Below are 18,368 nucleotides of genomic sequence, written 5' to 3' on the forward strand. Positions count from 1 at the left end.
CTCAGAACGCGAAGCCGCGTGCGACGGTCAGATCGGATGAGGCGTCTCAAGTCTGAGAGACCCCTCATCCGTCGGCCTTCGGCCGCCACCTTCTCCCACAAGGGGAGAAGGGATACCGGCGTTCTCCGCCGCCCTTGCAAGCGGCGCCGGCGGAACCATATGACGGTCACGGGCGCTGGATTTTCAGACCCGCAACGGACCCGAAACACCATGGCCGCCAAGGCCCTCATCGCTCTCGCCATCGTCGCGGCCATCGCCGTCGGCCTGCTGCTGCCCACCCCCGGCCGCCAGCACAAGGCGCAGGCCAGCCAGTCGCAGATCGAGACGATCGACATCAAGGGCAGCTAAGGCTGCCTGGGCGACAGCCCTCCCCCTTCTCGTCATCCCGGCCGTAGCGCGCAGCGCGTAGAGCCGGGACCCAGGGGCCGGCGCAAGGCGTCGGCTACCGACAGGCGGCAAGCCTGACCACGGAGCCCGGTCCCCTGGGTCCCGGGTCTGCGGACCGCTATGCGGTCCTCCGCCCGGGATGACGACGGAGGGGGTCTACGGCCGCCCCTGCTTCTCCAGTTCCTCCACCCGGCCCGCGCAGCCCTTGAGGGTCGCGCCGTCGATCCAGACCTCGGCGGCGTGGCTGAAGGCGCGGTCGGACATGCCGTCGGAGCAGGGCTGGGGCGTCAGGCGAAAGACCAGGCGGTGACCCGCGCCGGCCTCGCCCGGTTGCTCGGCGTCCCAGACGCCCTGCTCGCCGTCGATGCGCACGCCCGGATTGGGCAGGCTGACCGCGCCGCCCTCCATGCGGTCGAGCACGAGCCCGCCCTCGCGGATGCGGCCGCTCCAGAACGGCTCTGTTCCCACCAGGTCGAAGTCGCCGCCATAGTCGGGACCCACGCTCGTCGGGGCGTCGGCCGGCGCGGCGCTGGCGCCCTCGGACTGGCCCATCGGTCCGTCGCCGCACCCGGCCAACAGCACACAGGCGGCTCCCACGACGGCGATGACGGTGAAACGCATCATGCGGGCGCTATCCTCGAAGCGGCGGCTCAAGCTAATCTCGCCAGCACGATGAATCACAACGCCGCCCCCGTCTTCTACGAATTCTTCGCTGGCGGCGGCATGGCCCGCATCGGCCTCGGCGAAGGCTGGACCTGCGCCTTCGCCAACGACTTCGACCCGGTGAAGGCGGCGACCTACCGCGCCAATTTCGCGGACGCCGAGGATCACTTCCACACCGGCGACGTCTTCAAGCTGGAGGCGGCCGACCTGCCGGGCCAGGCGGACCTGGCCTGGGCCTCGAGCCCCTGCCAGGACTTCAGCCTGGCCGGCGCGCGGGCGGGCCTGCACGGCGGGCGCTCGTCGGCGTTCTTCGGCTTCTGGCGGCTGGTCGAGGCGCTGGAAGACGAGGGCCGCGCCCCCACCACCATCGTCATCGAGAACGTGGTCGGCCTGCTCACCTCGCACCGCGGCGAGGACTTCACCGCCCTGTGCCAGGCCCTGGCCGACCAGGGCTACCAGTTCGGGGCGCTGGAGATCGACGCGGCCAGCTTCACCCCGCAGTCGCGGCCCCGCGTGTTCGTGGTGGCGACGCGGGCGCCGACCGAGGGCCTGACCGGCCAGGGGCCGTTCCACAGCCGCGCCGTGCGCGAGGCCGCCGCCCGCCTGCCGCAGGCCCTGAAGGACCGCTGGCAGTGGTGGGCCCTGCCCGCCCCGCCTGTCCGCAACACCGACCTTTCCACCGTGCTCGAGACCGACGACGCCGTCGAATGGCGCAGCGACGAAGCCACCGCCGCCCTGCTGGACCTGATGGCCCCGGCCCACCGCGCCTCGGTCGACGCCCGGATCGCCAGCGGAGAACGGGCCGTCGGCGGCGTGTTCCGGCGGATGCGCGGCGGCGAGCAACGGGCGGAAGTGCGGTTCGACGGTCTTGCGGGATGCCTGCGCACCCCGCGCGGCGGCTCCTCGCGGCAGACGCTGCTGGTGATCGACAAGGGCGTGGTGCGCTCGCGCCTGGTCACGCCGCGCGAGGGGGCCCGGCTGATGGGCCTGCCCGACAGCTACGCCCTGCCCAAGAGCGCCACGGCCGGCCTGCACGTGATCGGCGACGGCGTGGCGGCCCCGGCCGTGCGCTGGCTGGCCGAGCACCTGCTGACTCCGCTCGCGACCAGGAAATCTGCGGCCCTGGCGGCCGAATAGGTCGCTGACACGCAAAAGCCTACGGCCTAAGGTGGAGATCATCCAAGGGCCGCAATTCAACGCTCCGAGAGACCATCATGGACGACGCTTCCAGCCTGTACGACGCCGCTCGCTTCAAGCGCGCCGGCCGGGGCAAGATCTACGACTCCATCCTCGACACCGTCGGCGACACCCCGATCATCCGCCTGCCGCGCCTGTCAGCCGAGCTGAAGCCCAAGGGCGAGGTCGTGGCCAAGCTCGAGTTCTTCAACCCGCTGGCCTCGGTCAAGGACCGCATCGGCGTGGCCATGGTCGAGTACCTGGAAGCCAAGGGCGTGCTGAAGCCGGGCGGTTCGATCGTCGAGCCGACCAGCGGCAACACCGGCATCGCGCTCGCCTTCGTGGCCGCCGCCAAGGGCTACAAGCTGACCCTGGTGATGCCCGAGAGCATGTCGATCGAGCGCCGCAAGATGCTGCTGCTGCTCGGCGCCAAGCTGGAGCTGACCCCGGCCGAGAAGGGCATGCGCGGCGCCGTCGCCCGCGCCCAGGAGATCGTCGAGGCCACGCCGGGCGCGGTGATGCCCCAGCAGTTCGAGAATACCGCCAACCCCTTGATCCACCGGGTCTCGACCGCCGAGGAGATCTGGAACGACACGGCCGGCGCCGTGGACGCCGTGGTCTCGGGCGTCGGCACCGGCGGCACGATCAGCGGCGTCGGCCAGGTGCTGAAGGCCCGCAAGCCGGGCCTGAAGATGGTGGCCGTCGAGCCGGAAGCCTCGGCCGTGCTGTCGGGCGGCCAGCCCGGCCCGCACAAGATCCAGGGCATCGGCGCCGGCTTCGTGCCGGGGATCCTCGATCGCGGCGTCATCGACGACATCGTCCAGGTCAGCAACGACGACGCCTTCGCCATGGCCCGCAAGGCCGCCTCGACCGAAGGCCTGACTGTCGGCATCAGCTCGGGCGCGGCCCTGACCGCCGCCTTCGACCTGGCCCTGCGCGACGAATACGCCGGCAAGCTGATCGTGGCGATCATCCCCAGCTTCGCCGAACGCTACCTGTCGACGGCCCTGTTCGAGGGGCTGTAAGGCGCCTCATGCTCGTCATCCCGGAAAGCCCGCAGGGCTTATCCGGGACCCAGGGGCCGGCGCATTGCCGCTGCCCCTGGGTCCCGGCTCTCCGCTTCGCTGCGGCCGGGATGACGACTGATTTTGGCGCGATGGAGGGCATGCAGCCCCTCCTACGCGTTCCCTTGCGATGACCACCGACGTCTTCGACCCGGCCAAGCGCTCGGCCGTCATGGCCAGCGTGAAGAGCAAGGGCACCACGCCCGAGCTCGCCCTGCGCCGCCTGCTCACCGGTCTCGGCGCCCGCTACCGCCTGCACCGCAAGGACCTGCCCGGCTCGCCCGACGTCGTCATGCCGGGGCGGAAGCTGGTGTTCTTCGTGCATGGCTGCTTCTGGCACGGCCACGACTGCGCGCGGGGCTCGCGCGTGCCCAAGGCCAATCGCGACTACTGGCTGGCCAAGGTGGCTCGCAACAAGGCCCGCGACGCCCGCAACGAGACCGCGCTGGTCGAGGCCGGCTGGCGGGTCGAGACGGTCTGGGAATGCCAGATGAAGGACGAGGCGGGGTTGGTGGAGCGGCTGAGGGACAGCCTCTCCCACCCCTAGGGTCGTCATCCCGGCCGCAGCGAAGCGGAGAGCCGGGACCCAGGAGCCGGCGCAGTGCAGTGGCCCCTGGGTCCCGGATAAGCCCTGCGGGCTTTCCGGGATGACGAGATTTAGGATGGAGAGGGCGGCCTTAAGCCGCCACGGTCCGCGCGGGGATGACCGGCAGCACCTCGACCAGGGCGGCGTGCAACTGGGCCGGGTCGATGGGCTTGGCGACGTGGGCGTTCATGCCGGCGGCGCGGCAGGCGTCCCAGTCCTTGGGGGTGGAGGAGGCGGTGACCGCGATCACCGGCACGCCGCGATTGAGGCCCGGCTCGGCGCGCAGCAGGCGGGTGGTCTCGCGGCCGCCCAGCCCCGGCATGTAGACGTCCATCAGCACCGCGTCGAACACGGTGGAGGCCAGGACCTCCAGCGCCTGCTCGCCGGACTCGGCCAGGACGGGCGTGACGCCGAAGGTCTGCAGCACCAGCTCGATGGCCCGGCGGTTGACCACGTGGTCGTCGACCACCAGCACCCGGGCCCCGGCGATCGAGGCGGCGGCGTCGCCGGCGGCGGGCGCCTGGGCCTCGTCGAGCCGCAGGGTGAAGCGCATGGTCGCCCCGTGGCCCAGCCCCTCGCTGGAGGCGGCCAGGTCGCCGCCCATCAGCCGGGCCAGCTCGCGGCTGATCACCAGGCCCAGGCCCGAGCCGCCGTGCCTGCGCATGACCTCGGCGTTCAGCTGGTCGAACGGAGTGAACATGCGCGGCATGACCTCGGGCTCGATGCCCCGGCCGGTGTCGGTGACGGCGATCTCCAGGGTCCAGCCCTCGCCCTGGCGGTGGGCGGCCAGGGCCACGGTGACGCCGCCCTGCTCGGTGAACTTGATGGCGTTGGACAGCAGGTTGTTGAGCACCTGGCGCAGGCGCAGGGCGTCTCCCGACACCCAGCGCGGCAGGCCCACGGCCCCTTCGACCCGCAGCTTCAGCCCCTTCTTCTGGGCCTCGGGCCGCCACAGGCGCAGGGTGTCGGCCAGGGCCTGGCGCAGGTTGTAGGGCGCGCGCTCCACCGCCATGCGACCCGCTTCCAGCCGCGAGAAGTCCAGCAGGTCGTTGAGCAGGGTGCGCATCATCGCGCCGGCGTCGGCGATCAGCTGGGCGTGGACCTTGGACGAGGCTTCGGGAACCTCGCTGTGCAGGCGCGCGGCGCCGGCCAGTATGGCGCTGATCGGGGTGCGCAGCTCGTGGCTGACCATGGCCACGAAGGCGCTCTTGGCGGCCACGGCTTCCTCGGCCTCATGGCGGCGGCGCTCGGCCTCGGCCTTGGCGGCCTCCTCGGCCTTGAGGGCGGCCTCCAGCGTGCGGGCGGCCACGGCGACCGAGAAGATCAGCAGCAGCACCCCGAACCAAAGGGCGTTGGCCAGGGGCGCGCCCGGATTGGCCGCCCGGCCGATGAACGGCACGATCAGCAGATAGACGATGTGCGGCGCCGCGGCCGCCAGGGTGGCCGACCTCAGGCTGACATTGACGACGATGACGTTGAGCAGGGCCCCGGCCAGCAGCATGCCGCCCAGGGTGGGGGCGAAGCGCTGGTTGGAGGCGAACAGCGGCAGGGCCAGGGCCCCGAAGATGATCGAGGTCACCGCCGGCATGATCGCCAGGGCCCAGCGCCGCCAGCCGGCCAGGGCGCGTTCGGGCGCCGCCTTCAGCGACTGGAACAGCCACAGCTCGAACAGCTGGGCGATCGCATAGGCGGCCGCCCACAGCCACACCCAGCGCATGCCGATATAGACGTGCAGTATGGCGGCCATGCAGATGGTGGCCGTCAGGCGCAGATAGATGTTGCCCCGCCGGGCCGCAGCGGCGCGGACGATCGCCGCTTGCCTGTCTTTGACGCTTAGGGCCTTGTCGCCTACGGCCGTGGAGCTCATCGCGCGGCCCCCATCTGGCCCTGGTGATCGCCGTCTTTCGCCCGAACTCTGGGCGCCCGAACTCTGGGCGAACGACCTCAAGGAGGTCGTGAAAGAACACTATTCTTTCAATGGCACAGCCAAAGCGCGCTTGCGAGGGCGCGGCGCGACCGGCGGCCGATTTGTCGCACCTTGCGTTGAAAAAGGGGTCAGGCGGGCCAATTCGGAGGGCGGTCCAGCAGACGGTCCAGGGCGTCCTGGGCCAGGCCCTCGACCTCGATGCGCTTGAGGCGGGCGGTCGCGCCCGAGGCCACCCGCACGGCCGAGCGCGGCGCGGACAGGCGCTTGGCCAGCAGGGCGACGAGGGCGGCGTTGGCCTCGCCCTCGACCGGCGGGGCCGAAACCCGGACTTTCAGATAGGGACGGCCGTCGGCGTCGGCCGCCCAGCCGTCGATCGCCTCGCGCCCGCCGCGCGGCGTCAGGCGCACGGCGAGGACGGCGACTGGGGCGTTCCGGCTCAGCCGAGCAGGCTCAGCAGCGTGTTGCGCAGCGGATAGAGCAGGAACGACTGCACGCCGACGATGATCAGGAACAGGATGATCGGGGTGATGTCGACGCCGCCCAGCGGCGGGATCACCCGGCGCAGCGGCGCCAGCAGCGGCGCGGTCACCGCGTCGAGGAAGCGGCTGATCGAATAGACCGCGCGGTTGCGCAGGTTGATGACGTCGAAGGCCACCAGCCAGCTCAGGATGGCGCTGATGACCACCACCCACTGCAGCAGCTTCAGCAGCGAGCCGAGAATGAAGAAAACGAAGTAGATCAGCGGGGCCATGTGCGTTCCATGCGAAGTCGCAAGCTTCTTGCCGCGCCCCGTCCCCCCTGGCAAGGCCGCGCCGCCTCCGGCTTCCACCGAAACCCGCGCAACTGCCGCTTGACGGACGCCGCCGGCCACCGTATCTCCGCGCTTCCTTGGGGCCGTAGCTCAGATGGTAGAGCGCCTCGTTCGCAATGAGGAGGTCAGGGGTTCGATTCCCCTCGGCTCCACCAAGGACCTCCCACCGCTTATCCGCAAGGCGCTCGCGCTCCCTGGGCGGGGACCGTCGTCGGTTCGGCTCTAGGAAGATTTCGGCCTTCTCCGCTTCAGACCGGCCCCTTTTGGGCGCTCTGGAGTCCAGGGCCCCTCCTCTCTCCTCTCTCAGCACAGCCATCGCCACGGCCTCGGCGCGGCCGTGCGTAGGCGCGGCTGGCTTCCGACCCCAGGGCCGCGGCCCGAAACACCCGTAAAGCGTGAACAACTTAAACGGCGCCTATTGCCGTGGCGGAACACCGTGACTCCCTGCCGCCTTTGTCATCGCTGGCTTTTTTGGACACGCAAGACGAGATTACCGCTTCAGTTGTGGCTGCCTGATCTGCTCCCGTGCGCTCACGAAACAACCGCGAAGGTTGTTCAGCCGGGGGGCTCGAATGCTTTACAATGTCCAAGCCATGCGACTGATTTCGTCGCTTCTGATCGTCCTCGTACATTCCGAGGTCGTCACGGCGGCAGCCGGACTGTCCGACAGCGCGGCGTCCTTCCTGCGGTTCGGAACAGACCTGTTCCTGGTGTGCAGCGCCTTCCTGACCGCGTTCGTCATGTCGCGGTCGACGAAGACCCCCGAGCAATTCATCGTCGATCGCACGGCGCGGGTCGTGCCGCTCTACTGGCTGATGACGGCCGCCGTCGCCGCGCTCGCGCTGGTGAAGCCCGATCTGTTCAAATCGACCGTGGCCAACGCCGAGACCATCCTGAAATCGCTCTTCTTCGTGCCCTACCTCAAGGGCAGCGGAAAGATTCAGCCGGTCGTCTTCGTCGCGTGGACGCTCAACTACATCATGCTGTTCGCCGCCATCTACTTCGCCGCCATGAAGCTGGCCGGACGCGACCGCGCGCCGCTCGCCGCCGCCGGGATGCTGCTGGCCCTGGTCGCGGGCGGCCTGGTCACGCCTGACGGATGGGCGCCCTGGGACTTCTACACCGCCCCCATCCTCCTGGATCTCGTCTGGGGCCTGGCGGCGTTTCTGATCCTGAAAAAGGTCGATCGCGTGGGAACCGCCGCCCTGGCCGTCCTGGCCGTGATCGCCGCCGCCTTGCTGATCGCCCGCCCGATGTTCTGGGATTTCGAGATCCTGTGGCGCTCGATCGGCAACGGCGCGCCGTGCGCCGTGCTGCTCCTGGCCGCGATCTGGCTCGAAAGGTCAGGGACGCGCCTGTTCCCGCCCAAGCTCAACATCTTCGCCGAAGCGACGTTCGCCGTGTACCTGACCCACTATTTCGTCTCCCAGGTCGCCAACAAGCTGTTCGCGCGGGCCGGCGATGTCCACGTCCTGGTGGGCTGGCTGGGCGTCGGCGCGGTTCTGGGCGTGTCGATGGGGGTCGGGCTGGTGATGTATCTCTATGTCGAGCGGCCGCTGACGGCGCGCGTGAACACTTGGCTGGCGACCTACCGACACCGGCTTGCTCCGGCGGCGGCCTAGGGCGCGGCACCCCTTTGAAAGACCCAGTGAAAGACCCAGTGAAAGGCCCAGTGAAAGGCCGCTGGCGCCAACCGCGGCAAAGAGTCGCCCCATGGGCGGCTCAAGCTTGACGATCGGATCTTCAACTCTCTTTATACGGTACTGAACAACAAAATCCCGGGGGGGATTATGTGGATTATCGCGCCAGCCGCCTTGGCCACCGCAACTTCCGTCATCGCCTCGAACCTGCCGGGGCTGCCGGCCTGGCTCGCATTTGTCTGTGCGCTCGGCCTGGCCACGCTCAAGGCGTTGAAGTGGGCCTTCTCCCAGCCGTCTCCCCGCTGCGAGCACCTGGCCCAAGGCGAGTGCGACGACTGCTGGCATGCGCGGCAGTGGTAGGCGGCGACGGCGCCCTCGCGCCTCGCGGCTGTGTTCGCGCAAGTGCTCCACCTGGGGCGCCGCGACGTTGCGTCGCGGCGTAAACGGCTGGGAATAAAGGGTTTCTGAGCCTTGGGCCGCGATGCTGGCCGCCACTTCATCAAGCGGCGGCAGAATGCGGACCCTGATCATCGGAACGGCCCTGACGGCCGGCCTGGCTTGCTTTGGCCAGGCGCAGGCGCGGGAGGCGGAAGCCTCCGGGGCGCTGGATCTCTCCTTCGGCTACAAGGCCGACCTGGCGGCGACGGTCGACGGCGGCGCGGCCCGGCGCGGGCGGGTGCTGGACAACCTGACGATCGGGGCGGACCTCGATTTGGAAAAGGCGCTTGGCTGGACGGGGGCGCGGGCCCACGCCCTGGTGCTGAACAACACCGGCGGCGCGCCGGGCGGCGACTCCGGCTCGATCCAGGGCGTCGACAACATCGAGGTCTCGCGCCACCGGCTGCGGCTGTACGAGGCCTGGATCGAGCAGGACCTGGCCGGCGGCAAAGGCTCGGTGAAGGCCGGCCTCTATGACCTGAACAGCGAGTTCTACGCCAACGACAGCGCCGGCCTGCTGATCGCGCCGGCCTTCGGCATCGGCTCGGAGCTGGCGGCGACGGGGCCGAACGGGCCGTCGATCTTTCCCTCCACGAGTCTGGCGGTGCGCCTGGCCTGGACGCCGTCGGAGCACGTCTATGCGCAGGCGGCGGTGCTCAACGCCCATGCCGGGGTGCTGGGCGATCCGGGCGGCATCGACTTCCACATGGACGACGGCGCCCTGCTGATCGCCGAGGGCGGCTGGACCGGCCTGGGCAAGGCGGGGACCGGCAAGGTGGCTTTCGGCGCCTGGCGCTACACCCGCAAGCAGGACGACATCCGCGACCTTGGCCCCACCGGCGATCCGGCCAAGCGCAAGGCGCAGGGGGCCTATGTGCTGCTGGAGCGGGGCCTGACGGGGACGGAGGCCGAGGACGCCGTACGCCGCACGACGGCCTTCGCGCGCCTGGGCGTCTCGGACGGCGACACCACGCCGTTCCAGGGCGGCTGGCAGGCCGGGATCAAGATCGACCGGGTCTTCGCGAGCCGGCCAGGCAGCGCCTTCTCGATCGGCGTCAACCAGGCCTACCTGACCCAGAAGCACCGGGCCAACGCCGCCGACGAGGGCCAGGACCTGGGCGATACGGAGTCCGCCATCGAGGTGACCTATGCCGACACCGTCGGCCCGCTGACCCTGCAGCCGGACCTGCAATATGTGATCCGTCCCGGCGGCGACCGGGCGATGAAGAACGCCGTGGTGGCGATCCTGCGGGTGGGGGTGGAGTTCTGATCACTTCCCCTCTTCCATAGGGAGAGGGAGGGCTCGCCGCGAAGCGGTGGGAGGGTGAGGGGTAACAAGCCTTCCGAACAAGGCGCGAGCCTACCCAACCCGCCTCCCCAGGCCTCGTGCCTAGGGTCCAGGCTTCAGCCGCTCAGATCTCAGAGGCCGCGCGGCCACGCTGGCGGCGCCCCGTCCGAAGAGGGCGAGCCCGGCTCGGCCATGGATCCTCGCCACAAGGGCGAGGAAGGCGAGAAATGGATGAGCCGTCGGGAAGACCGCCCTTTTTTGGCGATCCAGCCGCTGCGACCGAGGCCTTTCCGGCCGACGGTGCAACCTCTCACCCTCCCACGCCTTCGGCGCGGGCCCCTCCCTCTCTCCATGAGAGAGGGGTTTGACTTGCGCCGCGACCTGCTAAGGCTGACGCATGGCCAAGCTCGACGATGCATATGATCCGTTGACCCCCGTGCCGGCCGAGCGCCGGGTGTTCGGGGCGCGGGACGCCTTTTCGCTGTGGTTCAGCCTGGGGATCGGCCTGCTGGTGCTGCAGGCCGGCGCGTTCCTCGTGCCGGGGCTCAGCCTGCCGATGGCGCTGGCGGCGATCGTGGTCGGCTCGGTGCTGGGGGCGCTGCTGCTGGCGGCGGCCGGGGTGGTCGGGGCCGACACCGGCCTGTCGTCGATGGGGGCGCTGCGGTTGACCCTGGGCAAGCGCGGGGCGGCGGTTCCGGCGGTGCTGAACGCCGTGCAGTTGGCCGGCTGGGGCGCGTTCGAGATCATCGCCATGCGCGACGCCGCCGACGCCCTGACCAAGCAGAGCTTCGGCTTTTCCAATCCCCTGGCCTGGACCCTGCTGTTCGGGGTGCTGGCCACGGCCCTGGCGGTGCTGGGGCCGGTGTCGTTCGTGCGGCGGTTCCTGCGGGCCTGGGGCCTGTGGCTGCTGCTGGGCGGGGCCGGCTGGCTGACCTGGCGACTGCTGGCCCAGCACGACCTGGCCGCCCTGATGGCCAGGGCCGGGACGGGCGAGACCAGCTTCGGCGCCGGGGTCGACCTGGTGGCGGCCATGCCGCTGTCGTGGCTGCCGCTGATCGCCGACTACACCCGCTTTGGCCGCACCCCGGGCGGCATGTTCCGGGGCAGCGTCGCCGGCTACGTGCTGGCCAACATCTGGTTCATGGGGCTGGGCGCGGCCTACGCCCTGGCCGCGGGCGGCGAGGGGCTGCTGCTGAGCGCCCTGGCGGCGGCCGGCGGCGGCGTCGCCCTGCTGCTGATCATCATCGACGAGACCGACAACGCCTTCGCCGACCTGCACTCGGCCGCGGTCTCGACCGCCACCCTGGTTCCGGTGCGGCCCGCGCGGCTGGCGCTGGCGTTCGGGGCGGTGTGCACCCTGGCCGCTCTGCTGGCCCCGATGGGCCGGTACGAGGGCTTCCTGCTGCTGATCGGCTCGGTGTTCGCGCCGCTGTTCGGGGTGCTGCTGGCCGACCACTTCGTGGTGCGCCGGCGCAAGGCTGAGCGCGCGGCGAGCGGGGCGGTGAGCGTTTCGGGCCTGCTGGCCTGGGCGATCGGCATCGCGGCCTATCAGGCGGTGAGCCGCCTGGCGCCGGAGGTGGGGGCGACCCTGCCGGCCGTGGCGGTCGCGGGGGCGGCGTATGTGGGGCTGCGGCTGATCCGCAGGCCCTGAGCCCCCCTCTCCTCTCCCGTCATTCCCGCCCTTGTGGCGGGAAGCCCTGGGTCCGCCGACGCGTGAGACGCAAGCGACGTGCCGAGCACGTCGCCCCATCCGCCCTTGCGGCTGATAGAGGGTTTCCCGCCACAAGGGCGGGAATGACGGGCGTTTTAAGAGGCTATTTTTTCTTCTTCACCGTGTTGAGCTCGACCGCCGCGCGGATCAGGGCCTTGAAGGCTTCGGCGTCGACCGCCTCGCCCTCGCGGATGTCGATGGCGCGGCGGGTGTTGCCGTCGAGGCTGGAATTGAACAGGCCGGCGGGGTCGGGCAGCGAGGCCCCTTTCGCGAAGGTCAGCTTGATATAGGCCTTGTAGGTCTCGCCGGTGCACAGGATGCCGGCGTGCGACCAGACGGGCGTGCCGCGCCACTTCACCTCTTCGAGCACTTGCGGATCGGCCTCGTGGATCAGGGCGCGCATGCGGGCCAGGGCCTCGCCGCGCCAATCGGCCAGGCTGACGATGCGCTCGTCGATGTACTTGGTCGCGTCCTCGACGGTGTCGGTCATGGCGTTTCCTCGTTCGCTTCTCTTCTTAGAGCCGCTCGCCGGGCAGGGCGGCGGCTTGCTGGATCCAGGCGGTGAGCAGGGCCTCGTCGAGGGGCTCGTCCTCGTGGATGTGGAAATAGCGGACATCGCCGCTCTTGGACGGTTCGGGCGGAACGGGATCGAGGGCCTGGCCCCGGAAGAAGGCGATCTTCACGTAGCGGGCGTAGACGTGGAAGCTGAGGAACCAGCTCTTGTCCTTATCCGGCGCGCCATAGAACGGCGAGTTCCACTTCACGGCCTTGCGCACGCCGGGGACGGCGTCGCTGATCAGGGCGTCGAGCCGGGCGCCGACAGCGCGCTTCCAGCCGGGCATGGCGGCGACATAGGCCTGGATCGGGGCCTCGCCGTCGCCCTTGGCGATCTGGGGATTGCCGCCGGAGAGCAGCTTGGGGGCGTCACCCATGATCTTCTCCCTGCTCCCATCATCGTCATCCCGGGCGAAGGCGCGAATGCGCCGCAGACCCGGGACCCAGGGGCGACCGCATTGCGCCGGCCCCTGGGTCCCGGCTCTCCGCTTCGCTGCGGCCGGGATGACGAGCGATAGAATGGCGTCGAAACGCGGCTTCGCTCAATCCCTCCCCAGCACCCCCTCCAGCTTCTCCAGGAACTGCTTCCAGCCGGCGTGGGCGCCGCCGTAGGCCTGTTTCTGGTCGGGGCGGAAGCCGGACTGCTCCATGCGCAGGTGGGTGCCCGCCGCCGTGGGGGTGAGGGTGAAGGTGACCACGCTGGTCAGGGCGTAGGCCGGGTCGGGGTGGGCGTGGTTCCAGGTGTAGGAGAGGCTGTTCGGCGGATCGACCTCCAGCACCTCGCAGTCCAGCACCCCGCCCCACTCGCCGCGCAGGTTGAAACGGTGGCCGACCACGGGGGCGAAGTCGGACTTCATCAGCCACTCCTCGATCAGGTGCGGCTGGGTCAGGGCGCGCCACAGCTTGTCGGCCGGGAACGGCAGGTCGCGCTCGACGACGACGGAGCGCAGGTCGGCGGTCTGGTCGATCATTGGTCCATCCTGTTCAAGAGATCCTCCAGCCGGTCGAAGCGGCTCTCCCAGAAACCGGCCATGCGGCGGGTCCAGTCGACCAGGGGCGACAGGGCCTCGAGCCGGGCGCTGTAGTGGGTCTGGCGGCCGGCGTGGCGGTCGGTGACCAGGCCGGCCTGCTTGAGCACGGCCAGGTGCTTGGAGACCGCCGGCTGGGACACCCCGGCCTGGGCCGTCAGCGCCCCCACCGTCTGCTCGCCCTCGCGGCACAGGCGCTCGAACAGCGCCCGGCGGGTGGGGTCGGCGAGGGTGCGGAAGAGGTCGTCGGGGGCGGGGGTCATGCCTGGGCCTGGGGAGATCGATAACCGAGTGGCTATGGGTTATTGATAACTAAGGAGTTATGGATGAGTCAAGCAGGCATGAAAAACGCCCCCTCCGGTGGGAGGGGGCGTTGATCAGGTCCTCCCCCTGAAGGGGGAGGTGGCCCGTAGGGCCGGAGGGGGAAGCGGCTGCTGATGCGCCGCGATCACTTCCCCCTCAGTCGCTCCGCGACAGCTCCCCCTTCAGGGGGAGCATCTACGGCTCAGGCGCTCGGCCGAGGTCCGGCCAGGCTCGCATAGAACTCCGGACGGCGGTCGCGGAAGAAGCCCCAGGCGGCGCGGTGGGTGGTCAGGAAGTCGAGGTCGAAGCTGGCCTGGACCAGGCCCTCGTCGGCGCGGCCGAGCTCGCTGACCAGATCGCCGCGATGGTCGGCGATGAACGACGAGCCGTAGAAGGTCTGGCCGCCGTTGGGATAGCCGTCCCAGGGCTCGAAGCCGATGCGGTTGGCGCCGATGACCGGGATCACGTTGCTGACCGCATGGCCCTGCATGGCGCGGCGCCACGGCAGGGCCGTGTCGAGGCTGGCGTCATGCGGCTCGCTGCCGATGGCGGTGGGATAGAACAGCGCCTCGGCGCCCATCAGGGCCATGGCGCGGGCGGCCTCGGGGTACCACTGGTCCCAGCAGATACCGACGCCCAGGCGGCCAAAGCGCGTGTCCCAGACCTTGAAGCCCGTGTCGCCCGGCCGGAAGTAGTACTTCTCCATGTAGCCGGGGCCGTCGGGGATGTGGCTCTTGCGATAGACGCCCAGCAGGGAGCCGTCGGCGTCGGCCATCACCAGGCTGTTGAAGTAGTGCGGGCCCTCGCGCTCGAAGATCGAGATCGGGATCACGACGCCCAGCTCGCCGGCCAGGGGGGCGATGGCCTTGACCACCGGGTGCTCGCGCCACGGATGGGCCTGCGCGAACCAGCGCTCTTCCTGGGCGACGCAGAAGTATGGCCCCTGGAACAGCTCCGACGGCAGGATGACCTGCGCGCCCTTGGAGGCGGCCTCGCGGATGAAGGCTTCGGTCTTCTTGATGTTGGCGTCCAGGTCCATGCCGTAGGAGGTCTGGATGGCGGCGACGCTGAGCGTGCGGGTCATGTCGACTTACTCCTCGGGTTCTTGCTGGCTGATGCAGTGGAACGAGCCGCCGCCGGTCAGGATGGCGGTGGAAGGCAGGCCGATGACCTGGCGCTCGGGGAACAGGCCCTTGATCACCTCGACGGCGAAGGCGCCGGACTCTTCGGCGTAGATCGGCACGATCACCGCCTCGTTGGCGATCAGGAAGTTCATGTGCGAGGCCGGGATCGGCTCGCCGTCCTCGTCGAGGATCCGGCCCGGCGAGGGGATGCGCACGACCTGCAGCGGCGAGCCGCGGCTGTCGGTCATCGAACCCAGCAGGCGGGCGGTCTCGGCATAGACCTCTGCGTTGGGATCGTCGGCGCCGAAGGCCATCGGGCAGGCGACGACGCCCGGGGCGACGAAGCGGGCCAGGTTGTCGACGTGGCCGTCGGTGTGGTCGTTGAGCAGACCATCGCCCAGCCACAGCACCTTCTTGGCGCCCAGGGCGGCGGCCAGGGCCGAGGTGGCCGAGGCTTCGTCCCAGCCTTCGTTGCGGTTTTCGTTCAGCACGCACTGGCGGGTGGTCAGCACGGTGCCCAGGCCGTCGTGGTCGACGGCGCCGCCTTCGAGGATGAAGTCGTTGCGGACCAGCGGCGCGCCCGAGGCGGCGGCGATCTGCTCGGCCACGATGTCGTCGCCCTCCAGGTCGTACTTGCCGCCCCAGCCGTTGAACTTGAAGCCGGCGGCCGAAGCGCCGTCACCGCCGGCGGTGAAGATCGGGCCGGTGTCGCGCAGCCAGATGTCGCCGAACTGGCCGCGGACGATCTCGACGCTGGTGTCACCCAGCAGGGCTTTCGCCGCTTCCTCGGCCTCGTCGCCGACGACCATCAGGCGCACGCGCTCGCCGCCCGGGCCGGCCAGGGCGCGGGCGAGGTCGGCGACCTCCTGCTGGGCCTGCTCGAGGTCTTCCTGCCAGAGCTCGCCATGGCTGGGGAAGCCCAGCCACATGGCGCGGTGCGGAGCCCACTCGGCGGGAACGGTGAGGGTCATTTTCGAAAGCCTGGTCAACGAGAGGGGGCGCAGATGGCCCCTGGGGGTCGAAGGGTCAAGCGCGCCTTCTAGCAAATTGGTGCGACAAAAGAAAAAGGGCGGCTCCGAAGAGCCGCCCTTCCCCATTTCAGGTCCTTGAACCCGCGCCTTGTTCTTAGAACTCGGTGCGCAGGGTCAGGATGGCCGCGCGGGGCGCGCCGCGACGGGCGAACGGACCGCTGTAGCCCGGAGCGCCCGACAGGCCGCTCGTGGTCGTGCCGTTCAGGTCGCCGTAGTACTTCTCGTCGAACAGGTTGGAGACGTTCAGCTGAACGTAGCTCTTCTCCATGCCGAGCTTGTTGAGGTCGTAGCGGACGTCCATGTCCCACACGGTGTAGTGCGGAACCTTGACGTCGTTGACGTCGGTCATCCAACGCTCGCCGACCCACTTGCCCTGGAAGCCGAAGGTGAAGTCCGAGACCTTGTAGGTCAGACGGCCGCCGAACATCCACTTCGGGGTTTCAACCAGTTCCTTGCCCTTGGTCGGGGCGTAGCCAGCCGCCAGACCGGCGCCCGGATAGACCGCCGTACCGCCGACGAACAGGTTGTTCTGCAGTTCGCTGTTGGTGTAGCTGGCCGAACCGTAGACGGTCAGGGCTTCGTCGATCGACCAACCGGCCTGAGCGTCCACGCCCCACAGCTTCACGTCGCCGACGTTGCGGTCGATGATCGTGTCGTCGGTCGGGTCGCGGGTGCTGACGATGCGGTCCTTGATGGTGCTGCCCCAGCCGCTGATCGAACCGACGATGCCGCCCTTGTTGTAGCGGTAGCCGAAGTCGTAGCCCTTGCTGGTTTCCGGCTGCACTTCACCCAGCTTGCCGGTCGAGGTCAGCGTGTAGAGGTTGTCGACCTTCGGCGACGACTGCTGCTCGCTGTAGCTGGCGAAGATGGAGCCGTGATCCGTGATGCGGAACGAGGCGCCGTAGTTCGGCAGGACCGCGTCGTACTTCCGGATGGCGCGGAACGGCGCGAAGTAGCGGGTGGTCGAGGTGCCGAAGGTGACCGCGTTGGCGACGGCGTCGGTCGCCAGGCTCACCGAGGTGGCCGGGGTGCGGTCGGTGCAGGTGTAGGTCGACGAACCGGCTTGCGAGTAGCAGAACTGGTGCAGTTCGCGCTTCTGCAGCGGGGCGCGGATGCCGACGCTGACGCGCAGACGGTCGTCGATGAAGCGACCGCGGTATTCGGCGCTCCACTGTTGCAGGATCGCGATCGAGTCACGGTCGCGCTTCTGGCCGACGTGGCCGTTGATCATCAGAGCGGTCGAGTCTTCGTGGCCGTCCTTGGCGCTGAAGGGATCGCTGGCGAAGCCGTCGACGAGGTAGCTGAACTCGCCGGTCTGGCGGGTGTGGCCTTCGTCATAGGCGTAGGCGACGCGCAGCAGGTTGCTGTCGTTGATGTCCCAGATCACCGAGCTGTTGAAGCCGTAGCGACGGGTGTTGGTGTTGCTCGGGCCGTAGAACAGGACGGTGTCGCGGGTGTCGCCGTCGCCGTTCAGGTCCTTGCCGGCGCCCGAGGCCGAAACGACGCGCAGGTCGGTTTCGCTGAGCGAGAAGGTGCCGCCCCCGTTGGCGAGGGTGTAGTTGAACGACGGGTCGAACGTGGCGTGCAGGTTGTCGCGGATGGTCCAGCGCGACGAACCGCGCAGGGTGCCGGTGTTCGACGGGTTGATGCGGAAGCCGTAGAAGCCGCGGGTGGCGCCGTTGGTGGTCGGCACGGTGTCGGTCGAACCGTTGACGGCGGTCGGCGTGACCCAGGTGTCGAGGTAGTCGCCGTCCCAGCCCAGGGTGCTCGTCTCGTCCGCGCGCACGACGTAGGTCGCGTCGTGGATGTTGAACGAATAGTACTGGGCGTTGCGGTTTTCGTTCCAGTTGCCGGTCAGGCTGATGAAGTCGCCGTTGTCGCGGACAGGCTGGTAGATGCGGAAGTTGTACTGCTTCTTCTCGAGGCTGCCCGGGCCCTTGTACTTGTCGTACTTGGTGTAGTTGGCGGCGAACCAGGCCTGGGTGCCGAAGGGACCGAATTCACCGGTCTGCATCAGGCCGAAGACGCGGCGGAAGTTGTCGGTGCCGACCGACGGCTTCACCACGAAGCGCATGTCCTTGGTGGTGCGCAGGGTGGTGTAGTTGATGACGCCGGCCGTCGACGAGGCGGTGGCGGTGTCGACATCGGCCGAGCCGGTGTTGACGTTGGCCTGCTCGATCAGTTCCGGGTCGAGCTGCTGGTTGGTGTAGATGGCGTAGTTGCCGGCGTCGTTCAGCGGCACGCCGTCGACCAGCAGGCCGATGTGGGCGCCGTCCTGACCGTGCAGGCGAATGGTGCCGCCCGACGAACCGTACGGATCGCTGTTGGTGAAGTTGAAGCCCGGGACCAGGTTCAGCGTCTGGGCGATCGTCTGGCCGGCGGGCTGGGTGTCGATGTATTCCTGGGTGATGACCGAACGGTTCTTCAGAGCCGTTTCAGCGGTAACCAGGCCGTCCACGGACTTCGTGCCCGAGGCGGTCACGACGACTTGTTCGACTTCGGTCGAGGCGGTCGACTGGGCCATCGCGGCCGTCGCCGCCAGCAGGCTGCCGACCAGCGCGGTCGACGCCAGACAGGCGATTTTTTTCGTGTTCATTCCAATGATCCCCTCATTCTTTGACGCTAGTTCGGAAAAA

19 protein-coding genes, 1 tRNA gene and 2 pseudogenes are annotated in these 18,368 nt (G+C 69.2%); 9 read left to right on the plus strand and 13 right to left on the minus strand.

Annotated elements, in window-relative coordinates:
* The first annotated feature begins 210 nt into the window (after positions 1–210).
* Positions 211–348 carry a hypothetical protein gene (locus tag AC07NS_RS04545; protein WP_199228285.1) on the plus strand — a complete coding sequence of 46 codons (138 nt, stop codon included), beginning with the start codon at positions 211–213 and terminating at the stop codon, positions 346–348.
* A 195-nt stretch (positions 349–543) separates the two neighbouring features.
* On the opposite strand, the gene AC07NS_RS04550 is transcribed toward AC07NS_RS04545, so the two are convergent.
* Positions 544–1,011: a COG3650 family protein gene (locus AC07NS_RS04550; protein ID WP_494601771.1), complete on the minus strand. Its 468-nt coding sequence runs from the start codon at positions 1,009–1,011 to the stop codon at positions 544–546.
* 48 nt (positions 1,012–1,059) lie between these two features.
* On the opposite strand from AC07NS_RS04550, the gene AC07NS_RS04555 reads away from it, so the two are divergent.
* Together AC07NS_RS04555 and cysK are read left to right on the plus strand one after the other, a co-directional pair.
* Positions 1,060–2,187, plus strand: coding sequence for a DNA cytosine methyltransferase (locus AC07NS_RS04555; RefSeq protein ID WP_494601772.1), 1,128 nt, complete (start codon positions 1,060–1,062; stop codon positions 2,185–2,187).
* A gap of 77 nt (positions 2,188–2,264) precedes the next feature.
* Positions 2,265–3,251 carry a cysteine synthase A gene (gene cysK, locus AC07NS_RS04560; RefSeq protein WP_494601773.1) on the plus strand — a complete coding sequence of 329 codons (987 nt, stop codon included), beginning with the start codon at positions 2,265–2,267 and terminating at the stop codon, positions 3,249–3,251.
* Positions 3,252–3,292: 41 nt separating this feature from the next.
* On the opposite strand, the pseudogene AC07NS_RS04565 reads toward cysK, so the two are convergent.
* Positions 3,293–3,397 (minus strand): annotated as a pseudogene (locus AC07NS_RS04565) (hypothetical protein); the annotation flags it as partial.
* Positions 3,398–3,420: 23 nt separating this feature from the next.
* Here AC07NS_RS04565 and AC07NS_RS04570 point away from each other — a divergent pair.
* Positions 3,421–3,837, plus strand: coding sequence for a very short patch repair endonuclease (locus AC07NS_RS04570; RefSeq protein ID WP_494601774.1), 417 nt, complete (start codon positions 3,421–3,423; stop codon positions 3,835–3,837).
* A 6-nt stretch (positions 3,838–3,843) separates the two neighbouring features.
* Positions 3,844–3,915: pseudogene (locus tag AC07NS_RS04575) on the plus strand (hypothetical protein); the annotation flags it as partial.
* 52 nt (positions 3,916–3,967) lie between these two features.
* Here the strand turns inward: AC07NS_RS04575 and AC07NS_RS04580 are convergent.
* From AC07NS_RS04580 to AC07NS_RS04590, 3 genes are all read right to left on the minus strand, one after another.
* Positions 3,968–5,743, minus strand: coding sequence for an ATP-binding protein (locus AC07NS_RS04580; protein ID WP_494601776.1), 1,776 nt, complete (start codon positions 5,741–5,743; stop codon positions 3,968–3,970).
* Between the two features lie 188 nt (positions 5,744–5,931).
* The gene (locus AC07NS_RS04585) at positions 5,932–6,210 is read right to left on the minus strand and encodes a DUF167 family protein (protein ID WP_494601778.1); all 279 of its coding nucleotides are present in this window, start codon (positions 6,208–6,210) and stop codon (positions 5,932–5,934) included.
* Positions 6,211–6,239: 29 nt separating this feature from the next.
* Positions 6,240–6,554: a YggT family protein gene (locus tag AC07NS_RS04590; RefSeq protein WP_494601780.1), complete on the minus strand. Its 315-nt coding sequence runs from the start codon at positions 6,552–6,554 to the stop codon at positions 6,240–6,242.
* Positions 6,555–6,693: 139 nt separating this feature from the next.
* On the opposite strand from AC07NS_RS04590, the gene AC07NS_RS04595 reads away from it, so the two are divergent.
* The 4 genes from AC07NS_RS04595 to cytX all read left to right on the plus strand — a co-directional run bounded on the left by AC07NS_RS04595 (position 6,694) and on the right by cytX (position 11,631).
* Positions 6,694–6,769: transfer RNA gene (locus tag AC07NS_RS04595), tRNA-Ala, on the plus strand.
* A 417-nt stretch (positions 6,770–7,186) separates the two neighbouring features.
* Entirely contained in the window at positions 7,187–8,236 is a 1,050-nt protein-coding gene (locus AC07NS_RS04600; protein WP_494601781.1) for an acyltransferase family protein, read from the plus strand.
* A gap of 532 nt (positions 8,237–8,768) precedes the next feature.
* Positions 8,769–9,962 carry a carbohydrate porin gene (locus tag AC07NS_RS04605; protein WP_494601783.1) on the plus strand — a complete coding sequence of 398 codons (1,194 nt, stop codon included), beginning with the start codon at positions 8,769–8,771 and terminating at the stop codon, positions 9,960–9,962.
* 415 nt (positions 9,963–10,377) lie between these two features.
* On the plus strand, positions 10,378–11,631 hold the full coding sequence (gene cytX / locus AC07NS_RS04610; protein WP_494601784.1) for a putative hydroxymethylpyrimidine transporter CytX: 1,254 nt from the start codon (positions 10,378–10,380) through the stop codon (positions 11,629–11,631).
* A gap of 163 nt (positions 11,632–11,794) precedes the next feature.
* Here cytX and AC07NS_RS04615 read toward each other — a convergent pair whose 3' ends face one another.
* The 8 genes from AC07NS_RS04615 to AC07NS_RS04650 form a co-directional block, all read right to left on the minus strand.
* On the minus strand, positions 11,795–12,181 hold the full coding sequence (locus AC07NS_RS04615; protein WP_494601785.1) for a DUF1801 domain-containing protein: 387 nt from the start codon (positions 12,179–12,181) through the stop codon (positions 11,795–11,797).
* Between the two features lie 25 nt (positions 12,182–12,206).
* Positions 12,207–12,623: a DUF1801 domain-containing protein gene (locus tag AC07NS_RS04620; protein ID WP_494601787.1), complete on the minus strand. Its 417-nt coding sequence runs from the start codon at positions 12,621–12,623 to the stop codon at positions 12,207–12,209.
* 25 nt (positions 12,624–12,648) lie between these two features.
* Positions 12,649–12,792 (minus strand): hypothetical protein, encoded by a 144-nt coding sequence (locus AC07NS_RS04625; protein ID WP_494601789.1) that lies wholly within the window; start codon positions 12,790–12,792, stop codon positions 12,649–12,651.
* A complete protein-coding gene (locus AC07NS_RS04630) occupies positions 12,789–13,217 on the minus strand; it encodes an SRPBCC family protein (RefSeq protein WP_110121591.1) in 429 nt (142 codons plus the stop codon). Before AC07NS_RS04630 ends, AC07NS_RS04625 begins: the two co-directional genes overlap by 4 nt.
* Positions 13,214–13,537: an ArsR/SmtB family transcription factor gene (locus AC07NS_RS04635; protein ID WP_492856340.1), complete on the minus strand. Its 324-nt coding sequence runs from the start codon at positions 13,535–13,537 to the stop codon at positions 13,214–13,216. Before AC07NS_RS04635 ends, AC07NS_RS04630 begins: the two co-directional genes overlap by 4 nt.
* 242 nt (positions 13,538–13,779) lie before the next feature.
* Positions 13,780–14,661, minus strand: a complete 882-nt coding sequence (gene aguB, locus AC07NS_RS04640) for an N-carbamoylputrescine amidase (RefSeq protein ID WP_494601790.1) — start codon at positions 14,659–14,661, stop codon at positions 13,780–13,782.
* Positions 14,662–14,667: 6 nt separating this feature from the next.
* Positions 14,668–15,672, minus strand: a complete 1,005-nt coding sequence (locus AC07NS_RS04645; protein ID WP_494601791.1) for an agmatine deiminase family protein — start codon at positions 15,670–15,672, stop codon at positions 14,668–14,670.
* A 154-nt stretch (positions 15,673–15,826) separates the two neighbouring features.
* On the minus strand, positions 15,827–18,328 hold the full coding sequence (locus AC07NS_RS04650; RefSeq protein ID WP_494601792.1) for a TonB-dependent receptor: 2,502 nt from the start codon (positions 18,326–18,328) through the stop codon (positions 15,827–15,829).
* Positions 18,329–18,368 lie beyond the last annotated feature (40 nt).

Source organism: Caulobacter sp. GW821-FHT10A10, from assembly GCF_059415745.1.

What these genes read in the sequence shown, in the direction of transcription:
- AC07NS_RS04545 (WP_199228285.1), top strand. Translation starts at nt 211, where the DNA reads ATGGCCGCCAAGGCCCTCATCGCTCTCGCCATCGTCGCGGCCATCGCC.
- AC07NS_RS04550 (WP_494601771.1), bottom strand. Translation starts at nt 1,011, where the DNA reads ATGATGCGTTTCACCGTCATCGCCGTCGTGGGAGCCGCCTGTGTGCTG.
- AC07NS_RS04555 (WP_494601772.1), top strand. Translation starts at nt 1,060, where the DNA reads ATGAATCACAACGCCGCCCCCGTCTTCTACGAATTCTTCGCTGGCGGC.
- cysK (WP_494601773.1), top strand. Translation starts at nt 2,265, where the DNA reads ATGGACGACGCTTCCAGCCTGTACGACGCCGCTCGCTTCAAGCGCGCC.
- AC07NS_RS04570 (WP_494601774.1), top strand. Translation starts at nt 3,421, where the DNA reads ATGACCACCGACGTCTTCGACCCGGCCAAGCGCTCGGCCGTCATGGCC.
- AC07NS_RS04580 (WP_494601776.1), bottom strand. Translation starts at nt 5,743, where the DNA reads ATGAGCTCCACGGCCGTAGGCGACAAGGCCCTAAGCGTCAAAGACAGG.
- AC07NS_RS04590 (WP_494601780.1), bottom strand. Translation starts at nt 6,554, where the DNA reads ATGGCCCCGCTGATCTACTTCGTTTTCTTCATTCTCGGCTCGCTGCTG.
- AC07NS_RS04600 (WP_494601781.1), top strand. Translation starts at nt 7,187, where the DNA reads ATGCTTTACAATGTCCAAGCCATGCGACTGATTTCGTCGCTTCTGATC.
- AC07NS_RS04605 (WP_494601783.1), top strand. Translation starts at nt 8,769, where the DNA reads ATGCGGACCCTGATCATCGGAACGGCCCTGACGGCCGGCCTGGCTTGC.
- cytX (WP_494601784.1), top strand. Translation starts at nt 10,378, where the DNA reads ATGGCCAAGCTCGACGATGCATATGATCCGTTGACCCCCGTGCCGGCC.
- AC07NS_RS04615 (WP_494601785.1), bottom strand. Translation starts at nt 12,181, where the DNA reads ATGACCGACACCGTCGAGGACGCGACCAAGTACATCGACGAGCGCATC.
- AC07NS_RS04620 (WP_494601787.1), bottom strand. Translation starts at nt 12,623, where the DNA reads ATGGGTGACGCCCCCAAGCTGCTCTCCGGCGGCAATCCCCAGATCGCC.
- AC07NS_RS04630 (WP_110121591.1), bottom strand. Translation starts at nt 13,217, where the DNA reads ATGATCGACCAGACCGCCGACCTGCGCTCCGTCGTCGTCGAGCGCGAC.
- AC07NS_RS04635 (WP_492856340.1), bottom strand. Translation starts at nt 13,537, where the DNA reads ATGACCCCCGCCCCCGACGACCTCTTCCGCACCCTCGCCGACCCCACC.
- aguB (WP_494601790.1), bottom strand. Translation starts at nt 14,661, where the DNA reads ATGACCCGCACGCTCAGCGTCGCCGCCATCCAGACCTCCTACGGCATG.
- AC07NS_RS04645 (WP_494601791.1), bottom strand. Translation starts at nt 15,672, where the DNA reads ATGACCCTCACCGTTCCCGCCGAGTGGGCTCCGCACCGCGCCATGTGG.
- AC07NS_RS04650 (WP_494601792.1), bottom strand. Translation starts at nt 18,328, where the DNA reads ATGAACACGAAAAAAATCGCCTGTCTGGCGTCGACCGCGCTGGTCGGC.